This window comes from Arthrobacter sp. B3I9 (assembly GCF_030816935.1).
Classification (GTDB): Bacteria; Actinomycetota; Actinomycetes; order Actinomycetales; family Micrococcaceae; genus Arthrobacter.
Map to the genome: position 1 here is coordinate 3,526,661 of NZ_JAUSYO010000001.1, position 12,530 is coordinate 3,539,190.

The following is a 12,530-nucleotide window of genomic DNA, read 5'->3' on the forward strand; positions in this document are numbered from 1 at the left end:
TCCAGAAGTCAAGGTTTTGTCTTGTAATCGGTCGAAAACGATGATCGGGAGCGCTTTCCGAAGCATCGCCCGCAGCGCATCTGGCAACTGCACGGCCACGACTACCGCTATCCACCACAGCTGCCAGACAGCGCAGCGCTGGTGGTGGGGACGCGACAGTCGAGCGGGCAGATCACCGAGGATCACCGAGGACCTGCTCGATGCGGGCCGGGAGGTGCACCTGTCCGTCTCAACCTGCCCTGAGGCGCCGCGGCGCTACCGCGGCCAGGACATCTCCTACTGGCTCCTGCAGGTCAACCTGCACGGGCCGGACCACGGCATCAACAGCCTGCAGGTCGGCCAGCTCCCCTCCCCCGCCGCACGGTTTCAGTGCAATCCGCTGATCTCCGGCAACGACGGCGGCCACAGCATCCGCCTACGCGACCTCGACCGCCGAGGCGTGCGGCTGCACGGCCAGTTCGAGGGAACAAACGACGGCGTCCTCGTCTTCAGCGACGACCTCCCGGCCCGCCTGGCGCAGGCCGAGGCGGGGTTCGTGAACACATCCGGTACCGTTATCGCGGGCCACGCGGTGACGTCGATGGGTGATCGCGGGAGTCTCCGGACAACCACGGGCGCCTTGGTCATCGTCAACCTCCAGAGAGCAACCACTCCAGTTGCCGAAGTCGCTGCACCATCCCGTGTCGGTGTCCTCCCAGAACCCGACGAGCAGCGAACGCCGGTGGGCTGTCGCTCCTTCGACGCCAGCCCACTCCAACGCGCTCATCGCACTGCTGAGCCCGACGCAAGGTTAGCAACCGGCGAGCAACGCGGTCATCGTTTTAGGATGGGCTCTTGATCCTGTTGCTGTAGGTCAGTAGAGACTCGCTGAGCGCACGAAGATGGCCCTGTAACTCGCGCTTTAAGACCTGGACGTCTGATTCGTCGAGAGACACGAGCGGTTTACGGAGCAGCCAGCCCCAGTTTTTTTGTCCATGCAGCGCGTGAATCTGAGGAGCGAGTGGTCCTATTTCTGGGCCCGTCGAGTAGGGAGCCAAGGTCGCAAGCTTGATCTGACAGCCGCTCGCGAACGTACGGCCCGCAATTTCCACCTGGGGGTTGAGCTCGGTGACCTTACTCTGAACAGTTGCAGTACCGATTACCCTAGTTCGGTCCCTAGTGGGATTGTGATACGCGCCTCGCGTCGTCAGCAAGACGAGCTCGTCCCCCGGCTGCAATGCAGAGACCTCTCGTCGGGGTCTGGCCGGAAATGCCATTTGTTCATTTAGGAGAACCCAGAGGATTGCTTCACGCTCAGCTAGGACGAGCAAGTATGCAGCAGTCTTTCCCATGTCTCAATATTTCACAGCTGTGGGCGTGAATGCACGGGGTTGGGCCGGGCGTCACGCACCTTCTGTGAATTGACCTAAGATGAGCTGCAGGGAACGTGCTGGCCAATCGCCAAGACCCGCAGCGCGCCCCGGGTCTGGTGGGTAACCGCACCAGCATCTCGCCGCGGTCTCGGGCGCCAGCTCAGCAAGCCACGGTCGATAGCGAGCTCGCCGATAACATCGGTGCCTGCACGCGCGGCGCTCCGCCCCGGAAAGAGCCAGCAAGCCGGTCTGGGCTACCAAGGACGTGCGTTTGCCTTCCACGGGGTCGAGTGGACCTGCCACCCGGTTTTAGTGATCGATCGGCATTGCTCCTGACGACGACTTGGATGGGCTGGCATTCGATTTTCGTTGCAACTGGTTTCCTCTAGTTCTTGCACCCCCACGCCGGCTCTGAAGCATGGCAGAACGGCCGTAGACAGCGACGCGAGCACTCTGCTCGCCGATCCAGGTCCCAATTGATGAAAGAATCGAGTGCTGTGTTGCGTCGTGTTGCCGAGCCTATCCTGTCGTGGGGCGTCGGTAGAGTGCGGCCCATCAGCAGTAGACACACTATGAATCGAGGAACCCAAATGTTCAGTTCGTTGAGCAGCGCGAAGCTCAGAGGGCGCGGCCTTGAAGACTCGTAGCGAAGTCAGTGCGGAGAAACTCAGGGGCGGCTTCTACACCCCCGCCAGGCTGGTCGCGCATGCGGTCGAGCGACTAGGTCAACTAGTCGGCTCGCACTCGACGGTTCGTGTCCTGGAGCCGAGCATCGGAGATGGTGCTTTTATCGAGGGTTTGGCTTCGGCCACTTTCAACATTTCGGAGCTGGTCGGCATCGAGATTCTGGGATCGGAAGCGGATAAAGCATCAGCACGACTGGAATCGAGCTCGCTGAACGGTACTGTTATCAACGACAGCACGCTTTCCTGGTCATTGAATGAGACCGAATCCACCTTTGATGCCGTCGTCGGCAATTTGCCCTTCGTCCGATTTCAGTTCGTTTCAGAGGCGGACCGCAAGGATGCCGCGTGCCACGCAACTGAACTCGGAATTAGTATTGGCGGCGTTGCCAACCTTTGGCTGCCGATGCTTTTGGCGTCTTTGCGTAAACTCCGGCGGGGAGGAGCATTCGTATTAGTACTTCCAGCGGAATGTCTTACCGGCGTTAGTGCTGGCTCAGCGCGTAAATGGCTTTTAGCGAATGTGGAGTCTCTTCGTTGTGACCTATACCCCGCCGGATCATTCCCTGGGGCGTTGCAGGAAATCGTACTTTTATCCGGAAGAATTGCCAGGATGGAGTCTCCAACCTCTGCTCTTACCGTTGCTTTGCATTCCCGTTCACACTCCGATATGCAGTTTGCTGACTCTCACGCCATACTCTCTCGTCATGTCTTGTCGCCGCGGTCAGATAGTTGGACTCGTTTTCTTCTCACGCCTCAGCACCTAGATGCTCTCGAGGAATTTGAGAATATAGAGGCTGTGCATACGCTCGGGAAATTGGCGAAGTTTGAAGTGGCTATCGTCACAGGAGCCAACGCCTTCTTCTCCCTAACGGCCGCCCAAGTTGCCGACTACGACCTTGGATCCTGGGTCCGCCCGCTCCTCCCTCGCTCCAGATTCGCCCCGGGGTTGGTCTTCAATTCCGAGGACTATGCATCGGCACTTAGCGCAGATGCTCCAATGTACCTCTTAGACGCTTCGCTACAAGAAGGGGACCGAAGCCAGCACCCAGGTCTCGATGAGTTTCTCGCTGTAGGGGAAGGTCAAGAACTTCATTTGCGCTATAAGTGCAGAATTCGATCCCCTTGGTGGGCAGTGCCAGGAATACGACGAGGTGACCTTTTCCTGAGTAAGCGTTGTCATCGTCACCCTCGAATGATCCTAAATGAGACAGCGGCTGTTACGACCGACACCATCTACCGCGGTCGAATATTGCGTCCCGAGGTCGATGGACGGTCTCTTGTCGCAGGATTCCACAATTCAGGAACGCTCCTCTCCGCAGAGCTTGAAGGTCGAAACTTTGGCGGAGGCGTCCTCGAACTCGTGCCTTCCGAAGTATCCAGGCTGCAGGTGCCCCTAACCCCAGCGATGGGGGAAGAACTGGATCGGCTGGATAGGATTTCCCGCGAGGCCGCAGCTCGTGGTCCAGGTGAGGGTGAAGCAATCAGGCATGAGACCGACTTGCTGCTACGAAAGGCGCAGATCGGAGTCACCCAGACACTGCTCGACACTCTGGCGGATGCAAGGAGCGTACTCATGACACGCAGACTCGACCGTACGGCCGCAGAACGCTGATGTATGCCTAAAAAGTAAGATATGTTTGGCCGCGTGCGAACTAATCTTGTTTTACAACCCTTTGCCGACGACGAGGCGCTAGTTGAAGTTCTTGCTGCCGCCCTCGCCAACGAACAGTATGAAAGCTTTCAGGTTGTCGTCGCCTGGGCCAGACCAAGCGGACTGCGGCACCTCGCCGACCATCTTGCTGCTTTCAGCTCTCGTGGCGGGGTCTGTGAGATTACGTTAGGCATTGACGAAGGCGGCGCAACCATAGAAGGTCTCGAACTGGCCCTGAATACCTTCGACACAGCGAGCGTACTTTATGACGCATCAGGGGGGACGTTTCATCCGAAGATTTACCTGCTGCGGGGCCCCGACGAAGCCCTATTGATTGTTGGCTCCAACAATCTCACCGCTGGTGGCCTCTACTTTAACTATGAAGCTGCTAGCGTGATGGCGCTGGATCTTGGGCTCGCGCCTGACCGGGAGGTTCTCGAAACGATCGAGGACTTCATCAGCAGGCTTCGGACGGATACTACTTGTCTTGAACTAACTGCCGAACTAATAGAAGCGCTGGCGACTGACCCGCAATACGGCGTTCGGACCGAGCTACAGAGGGACAACACAAGGGGGGGCGAAGACTCAGTCATTCGTAACCCTAACGCCGATAACTCACTTTTTGGATCGAGCCAGCACCAGCGGAAACGTATCAAACCCGTTGCGCCTGGCAGGCGGGAGCCGGCTCCATTCCGCGATCCAAAGCCAGCTACCCTTGCACAATCATCATCAGTGTCGGGAGATTCGCCTGCTCCTGTCGAGGCTCGGTGGAGCAAGAAGATGACCCGGAGCGACTGTGGACGACCTCGAGAGGGGTCCAATACGACAGGTGCCTTGCGCTTCACCAAGGCGGGGCACCCGATAAGGCAAGCAACTTGGTTCAGGGACGTGCTTTTCAGCGATGCCGACTGGGACGTTGATCCGACGCGTGACAACCGGGAGAGAACGTCGGTCAGGTTTGATGTTCAGCTCTATGGCTCCAAATTGGGTACGCACGTTCTCGCATTGAAATACGACCCGGAACGCGATGCCGAGCAGAACAACTTCACTACAGACCTCAAATGGGGATCTCTCACTCCGGTCATAAGGTCCCAGGACCTCGTAGGCTCGTTCGTCGTCATAGAGCGACTTGCGGACAAGACCTACCGAATGAAGATCGAAATCGAACAGCCCGAAGACTTTCTGGACAATATTTCGACATTCTCCAGTTGAGGAAGCAGACAGGTGAGAATGGTACGTCCTGGGCCGTTCAAGTGTCGGTGACCAAGTGGACTGTAGAGCGGTCAGAACTCGAATCGCCGTGCAGCAGGGTTAGCAAGCGTTCGTTGCACAGATCGGACCGCGGCGGGTGGACCCCGTGGCGATCGATTCGGAGCCTTCTCTGCCAAAAAGCTTGACTCGACCCCAAGGATCGGCGATGCGCGATTATTTGGCCATCGCATCTGCAGTCCGGCGTCGGGTGGATTTTGGTCATTACTTGGCCGAAGTGTCTCGCAATTCACGAGGTGGAACGTTCAGATAGCAGCCAAAATTTGAGTTCTGCAAGGACAGTTTGAAACGAGCGACAACATGACTTCCCTCATCTCCTGGCTCGACGCGTCCACAGAGGAAAACTCGAAGATGCGCGAGCTTGTGAAGCTCTTTGGCACGCCGGAAACCACCGACGACCTCGGCATGGGGCAACTCCGCGATGCGATCAGCAACAGCCTGTTCCCGGGCACTTCTGTGCTGCACCTGGGCGCGCGCTACATGCTCCTCGTTCCGTGGGCCTATCAAACCGCCCACCGCAGCACCCGAAATCCGGAAGACCTGCGCAAGCGGTCCGAGGAATCCGAGCGGCAGCTGATCGGCAGGCTCAAAGAAATCGGGGAGGAAAGCTACATCGGCCGCGACGCCGGACGGAACGTACAGCAGCTGCCGTCCGCCGCGTACTGGACCGCGCTGCGCACCTACGGCATCGTCAGCCCGGACACTGACCGCTCGGCCGTCACCCAGCTCATGTGTGCCGACGCCCCCGCGCCCGAAGAGGGCGAAAGCAGCTATTCGGTCTGGAACCAGACCCTCCCGAAACCTCCGGCAGGCTTTCCCCAGTCCGAAGAACGCGGACTCAAGCTGTCCCCCGACGAAGCCCGCTGGCTGCAGGAACGCATCCTGACCACCTGCCCTGGCACCATGCTGGCCCACGTCGTCGGATCCGAGGTAAGCCCCACCCCGGGACTTTGGGCACCGTGGCTGGACCCGGCGTGCCGCAGCGCGGAGGGTGACCCCGCGCAATGGCTCAAGGACGCCGAAGCGTTCTCCTTCATCCACAACGGCGCCACCATTTTGTACCAGCACCTGCTCGCGGACCTTTCGGCAAAGGTCTTCTCCGCCGGCGAGGACACTTTGGAGCCCACGCAGGAACTGCTCGCAGCGTGGGAGGAGCAGCGGGACAGTAAGCGCGAGCTCCTCGCCGAATGGGACGTCGACGGTTTCATCGCCCGCGCCACGGCACTGAACCGCGGCATCAACAGCAACACCGCCGCCTTCGCGCGGGCCATAGCCGAGGCGGCCACAAGCCCGGGCAAACTGATCGACAACCGGGACTTCCGTGCCGCCGTCGAAACCCGGGAGAAGCTGATGAAGAAGTCCAACTCGCGGTTCCGCAACGAACGCCGGCTCCGCGCATGGCAGCCGCCGGCCCGGGTGGCAGCTCTGACGTTCCGTTGGACGCAAGTACGCCGGAATGTCCTGGACATCCACGCAGGACTCGCACTGGAAGGGCAGTCGAATGCTTGAGGCAGCAAACAGGCAGGCACTCACCCAGCAGCTGCGCCCTCCAGCAGGATTTCGGCTCTCCCACGCCGTCGGCACCACCTTCACCCTGGACATGACCAGCGCCCTCTCGGTACCGCTGAGCTTCGTCGCCGGCTCCGGCGAGGAATTCACAAATCCGGTGGCGGTGCTCAGCGCCCTGCGCAAAGTCTCCTACCGGGTAGACATCTTTTGCCAGGCCGGCCACATCAAGGCGCCCTCGGATGCATCGGACCTGCTCGCACTGCTGGAGCCGATGGTCCACCAGGTCAGCGTACGGCGCGGACTGTTCCACCCCAAGATCTGGCTCCTCGAATTCGAGAACGACACCGAGCGCCGCTACCGCTTCCTGTGCAGCACCCGCAACCTCACCACCGACGCCAGCTGGGACCTCCTCGTCCGGCTGGACGGCGAACCCGTGAAGGACGCCGAGAATGCCGGCCCGGACAGCGCACCTCTGGCGCGCTTCATCGCCGGGCTCCCCGATCTCTGCACAGTGACGCCCGACGCCGGGCGGCTCGCCCGGGTGCGCGGCCTCGCCTCCCGCCTGGCGGACGTCCGCTGGGATCTGCCCGAGGACATCCACCGCCTGGCTTTCCGCCCGATGGGCATGGGCGAAGACTTCGAGCAGGGCTCAATCGTCGCGCACCTCCGCGACCCGGGAAACTTCAAGGCTCTCAACGGCAAGACCGGGAACGGGGCCCATTTTGGTCGGGAGAAGCTGGTTATCTCGCCCTTCCTCGACGACACGATGCTCGGCCGGTTGCGGGACCCGTGGACGGACAACCTCTACGTCTACTCACACGGGGACCAGCTGGATCTCCTCAACGAGACAACGGTGGGTGATACCCGAACGTCGTTTAAGGCTTTTGACGAGCTCGGCGTCCCCGAATCGTCGGAGTCAGGGCAAAGCCATGTGGACGAGTCCGGACTCCAGCGCGTTGCTGACGATCTCACCGGCCTGCACGCCAAGGCCTACTTCTGCGACTACGACCACCATACTTACGCGCTTCTCGGGTCTGCCAACGCCACCGAAGCAGGTTTCACCAGGAACGTGGAGTTCCTGCTGGAAATGCGGGGAGCCAAGAAACGCCTGGGGGTGCAGCGCATCCGGGAGAGCCTCAAGGACGTGCCCTTCGCCGACTATCTGGGCGCCGGCGGCGCAGCCCGACCGGAAGAAGACGTGGCCGCCTTCCGGCTGGAGAACGCCCTGCGCGACGCAGCAGCGCAACGATTCCTCCTCGACGCCGTCCCCGAGGGCGACGCCAAAAACAACTTCGCGGTGACGGTCTCGCATGACTGGTCGCCGAAGCCCGAGTTCACCGCGAAGTTGCGTCTCCTTTCGCTCCCCCAGCCGAGCGCCGTCGTCGAGCCCTCCGGGGGTCAGCACGCACACGCTTTCCACGCCATACCGCTGGCAGACGTAACCCCGTATCTGGTACTGACCATGGAGGACCCGGCGGCCGGGCTGTCCAAGAGCACGGTGATTCAGGGCGTCCTGCGCACCGATCCTGCCGGGCGCCTGGATGAGATCATCGCCCGTCAGCTGGACGACCCGCAAAAGCTCCGGCAGTTTCTGCTGTTGTTCCTTACCCCCGAGGACGCCCTTCCGGGGTCGGGGACTGGCGCCGGATGGTTCGCCGGTTCAGGGTTCGGCGACGGATCCACCGCCGGACTGTTCGAAGCGATGGTCGGCGCCATGGCGGGTCCGGACGCCGGTTCGGTTTTCCCGGATCTGAAGGTAGTCATGGACCGGCTGCTCGCTCTTCGCGGCGATGACCCGGAGATTCAGCAGCTGCACGCGCTCTGGACGGCAGCCACCGAAGCATTGGAAATTGGGGAACTTCATGGGGTTTGAGGCAACGCCCGCGCTGGATGGATTGAGGGGTTTCCAGCGCCGCACCGTGGAACATGTCTTCAAGCGTCTCTACCTGGACGACCAGCCGGCGGACCGCTTCCTTGTCGCGGACGAGACCGGGCTGGGTAAGAGCATGGTGGCCCGCGGCGTCATCGCCAAGGCCATTGAGATGCTCGACCGGCCCGACTCCGGGGTGAACCGCATCGACGTCGTCTATGTCTGCTCCAACGCTGACCTGGCCAGGCAGAACCTCAGCCGGCTGAACGTCACCGGGCAAAAGGACATCATCGAGTCCGGCCGGCTCACACTGCTACCCACCGAGCTGGCCAAGCTCAACGCTCTGGCCGCGCCGGGAACACGGAAGCGCGTCGACTTCATCTCGCTGACCCCGGGCACGTCATTCAACGTGGGCGGAGCAACGGGCCAGGCGAAGGAACGCGCCGTGCTCTTCCGCATTATCGCGCAGCTTGGCGTGATCAGCGAGGAACAGCACGACGACGCCGTCGAGCTCCTTCGTGCGGGCGCATCCCCACAGAACTTCGCGCGCCGCGTCCAGTACATGCACGAGCAGTTCCCGGACGGTTTCTCGGTCCCTGTCCGGAACCGCTTCCGCACGCTGGCGCACCAAAGCGGCAACCTCCCGGCGTTCCGCAAGGCCCTGCGCGAGGCGGCGCGCGATGGGGCGGAGACCGTCCGGCCGCGCATGAGCTCCATAATCGGCGGGCTCCGGGGAGACCTGGCCCAGGCTGGGCTGGATTGCCTGGAACCTGATCTGATCATCTTGGACGAGTTCCAGCGCTTCCGCGATTTGCTCTACTCCCCCGGCTCCGCGCCCGACGACGAGGATTCGGCGGCAGAACTGGCCAGGCAGTTCCTGAATTACAAGGGCGCCAAACTGATCCTTCTCTCGGCCACGCCGTACAAGGCGCACACCGGTGCGAACGAGGAAGACGGTGACGACCACGCAGCCGATTTCCGGCAGCTGCTGCGTTTCCTGAGCAGCGAACGGCCGGGGTACATGGAAGGACTCGAGGCTGATCTCGACGGCCGCCGGACCCAACTCCTGAGGCAGGTCCCGGACGATGCCCTGACGCACCGCATCGAGGACGGCCTGAAGCTGTTCATGAGCCGCACGGAGCGGCCCCAGCTGGGCAAAGACGACATGCTGTCCGTGATCGAGATGGCGCCGACGGACGTCCGGGCCGGAGACCTCACCAGCTACAAGTCCCTCTCCGCGTTGTTCCGGGCAGCGCGCACCGGCAATCCGATGGAGTACTGGAAATCCGTGCCGATGTTCGCGCACTTCCTCACCGACTACAAAGTCGGCAGGATGCTGGACGGCAGGATTCAATGCGACCGGGAAGCCGTTGACCCGGTGCTGCCGGCCCTAACCACCATCGACCCTGAGGCATATCGCCGGTACGGCGCCGTGGAGACTGACAACGCCAAATTCAGGGCCGTGCGTGAGCACACGGTCGGCCGAGGCTGGTGGAAGCTGCTGTGGATGCCGCCGTCGCTCCCCTATGTCGAGCCTTCCGGCGCGTTCGCCCAGGTGGGTCAGGACGTCACCAAGCAGCTGGTCTTCTCCGCGTGGAACGCCGCCCCGACGGCGATCACCACAATGCTGTCCTACGAGGCCGAGCGGCAGATTCTCGAGGGGTCGCCGCTGCATGGTGAAAACACGGCTGAGGCCCGCAAGCGTTTCCGTGGCAGGCTCCGGTTCCGCGTCCGCGACGGCGAGCCCCAGGCCATGTCCACGCTCGCGCTGTTCATTCCGCATGCGGCCCTGGCGCTGGTCGGTGACCCGCTGGAGAGCGCCTCAATGAGCGGCGCCCCGGTGCCCAGAGACGCCGTGCGGGAAGCCGCTGCAGAGGCCGGCAGGGCCATGGCGGGCAGCGTCGCCGTCGACCCGGCCAGCCGCCTCGGTACCTGGGCGTCCTACTTCTCCGTGCTCGGCGCCCTGCCGGCAGAGTGGAACGATGGCGCGAAGCTGGTCAGGCGTGAGCTGCGGCAGCTGGACGAGTACACCCAGCAGCAGGGCAAAGCCTCGGACAGCGGGGAAGCCGAGGAGGAGGGCGGCTCCGAGGCAGGGCTCTACTTGGCCCACGTTGACCGGATGCTGGAGGCAGCGGCCAGTGAACCGGCGGGCTGGGAGGACGGGATTGAAGACCTGGCCGTCAACTCCCCCGCCAACTGCCTCTACCGTGCCCTGAAGCGCGTGCTCCCGGACGACTTCGACGGCACTGAGCTGTGGAAGGCCTCCGTGTTTGCGGCAAGCGGCCTGCGCACGCTGTTCAACCGGCTCGACGCCACGGAGCTGCTGGACAAGCTCTATCCCGAAGGCGACTACTGGCAGAAGGTCCTGCGCTACTGCGAAGCCGGAAACCTTCAGGCCGTGCTGGACGAATACGTCTTCCAGCTCCGCAGCCAGCAGGCGCCCGGGGAGATCACCAGCGAGCAGCTGTGGGCGCTAGCCGATGACATCCGGCGTTCACTGTCCATCAAGCCGGCGCAGATGCTCGCGAAGTATCCGGACGGTTCGCACGAGGATCTCCGCATGGGCAGCCGCTTCGCTGTGCGGTACAGCAACGCCAAGACCGACGACGGCGACAGCAACCGTATGCCCGACGTCCGCCGGGCCTTCAACAGCCCCTTCTGGCCATTCGTTCTGGCCTCGACGTCGGTCGGCCAGGAGGGTATCGACTTCCATTGGTGGGCGCACTCGGTCATCCACTGGAACGTACCTGGCAACCCGGTTGATTTCGAACAGCGCGAGGGCCGGGTACACCGGTATCTGGGCCACGCGGTGCGGAAGAACGTGGCTTGTCGGCATGGTCGCGACGTTCTGAAGCCGGGCGTCACCGATCCTTGGCAGTCCCTCTTCAGGGCGGCCGCAGACTCGGTCGCGGCTCTGACCGAGAATGGGACCCACGAGTTTGCTCCCCAATGGATCTACCGGGGAAAGCACAAGATCGAGCGGCGGCTTCTAGACCACCCGTTGAGCCGCGACGTGCCGCGAACCAAGCAGATGCTTGCTGGACTCGCGAAGTACCGGCTGACGCTGGGTCAGGCTCGGCAGGATGATCTGCTGGGGTTGATTAAGGACGGGAGCGAAATACAGCCGCTAAATCTGCGGCCGTAACTAGGCAAAAACATCATTTGCCTCCGCGTTGCGGCCAAACTGCACCAATCTTAGATGTTCGAAGGATAGGTTTAGGCGGGAACCTTTAGGAACAAAACATTTAGTCACTGCAGGATGCCACAGGAAGTAGAGTCGTTCGTGATCGATCCAGATGCCCCATTGCCAGATGACGTTTACGGACGGCTGCCCAGCCGGGCACAAGTCCTAGGCCATGCGGTATCCGTTGATGCTGCCCGCTGGCAAAAGGAGCTTTCCGCTCGGGGGCTTATGGCTCCAGTCGGCAAACTCCATGGGGCTGGTCTCGTGCAGCTGACGCGCGGCGACGTCTTTTCCGTCGCCGATCAAGTGCCCTCCCCCGAATCCGCTATTCAACTCCTCTGGTACTCCCTTGCTTGGGGCCTCGGTACCCGCGCGCCTAGACTTCATGCTCGCCTTGACGGTGTTGCCGAGGACGAGGGTAAAGCCGCAGATCTCCTCACAGAAGCGTGGGAGGTGGTGCGTAGCGGGGCAGACGCCGAGAAAGCATACTCCGTTCTCACAACTGACAAGGGAAGAGGCCGCATCAAGTGGCTGGGCCGTGCATTCTCGACGAAATTCCTATACTTCGCACAGGGATCCACCGCAGTGCCCAACTCCCTAATTCTTGACGAGGTGGTTGCGACGAATCTCCGCCCCACCGCATGGCCAAGCGCCCCGACGACGGCTTGGTGGCCAAGCACGTATGGCTCATATTGCTTGCTCATGAAAAATTGGGCGGAAAAAGCTGAACTCCGGTCCGGAAATGAAACGAGTCCCGACCAAATCGAATTGGCTGTGTTCAAGAGCTGACCGCCAGCAACTTCCTTCGTAGCTCCAACCGTGCAACTGCTCGTGCTGGGGTCCAAGCAGAAGCATCGGATTCACCGAAATGAAGCGACGTAGCCAAGACGGCGCCTTTCCCGGCCATAACGGAACCAAAATGTCCGTGCCAGTGGGTAGCCTGACTTCGATAACAGGATTTCAATACTGGGGGAACAATGAGTGGGCTCGACGAAGAGCAGCAGGCGGC

Annotated in this window: 7 protein-coding genes; all 7 read left to right on the forward strand. The window is 61.7% G+C overall.

Annotated features, from left to right (window positions below; genetic code table 11):
* Positions 1-40: 40 nt before the first annotated feature.
* The 7 genes from QFZ65_RS16325 (at position 41) to QFZ65_RS19140 (ending at position 12,310) form a co-directional block, all read left to right on the forward strand.
* On the forward strand, positions 41-838 hold the full coding sequence (locus QFZ65_RS16325; protein ID WP_306911795.1) for a hypothetical protein: 798 nt from the start codon (positions 41-43) through the stop codon (positions 836-838).
* Between the two features lie 1,147 nt (positions 839-1,985).
* Positions 1,986-3,650 (forward strand): N-6 DNA methylase, encoded by a 1,665-nt coding sequence (locus QFZ65_RS16330; protein ID WP_306911797.1) that lies wholly within the window; start codon positions 1,986-1,988, stop codon positions 3,648-3,650.
* A 21-nt stretch (positions 3,651-3,671) separates the two neighbouring features.
* Positions 3,672-4,901, forward strand: a complete 1,230-nt coding sequence (locus QFZ65_RS16335; protein ID WP_306911799.1) for a phospholipase D family protein — start codon at positions 3,672-3,674, stop codon at positions 4,899-4,901.
* Between the two features lie 357 nt (positions 4,902-5,258).
* On the forward strand, positions 5,259-6,467 hold the full coding sequence (locus tag QFZ65_RS16340; RefSeq protein ID WP_306911801.1) for a DUF6361 family protein: 1,209 nt from the start codon (positions 5,259-5,261) through the stop codon (positions 6,465-6,467).
* A complete protein-coding gene (locus QFZ65_RS16345; RefSeq protein WP_306911803.1) occupies positions 6,460-8,340 on the forward strand; it encodes a phospholipase D family protein in 1,881 nt (626 codons plus the stop codon). Before QFZ65_RS16340 ends, QFZ65_RS16345 begins: the two co-directional genes overlap by 8 nt.
* Positions 8,330-11,482, forward strand: a complete 3,153-nt coding sequence (locus QFZ65_RS16350) for a DEAD/DEAH box helicase (protein ID WP_306911805.1) — start codon at positions 8,330-8,332, stop codon at positions 11,480-11,482. The genes QFZ65_RS16345 and QFZ65_RS16350 overlap by 11 nt, the downstream gene beginning before the upstream one ends.
* A 114-nt stretch (positions 11,483-11,596) precedes the next feature.
* Complete coding sequence (locus QFZ65_RS19140; RefSeq protein WP_373427606.1) at positions 11,597-12,310, forward strand: hypothetical protein; 714 nt, start codon at positions 11,597-11,599, stop codon at positions 12,308-12,310.
* Positions 12,311-12,530: the final 220 nt, after the last annotated feature.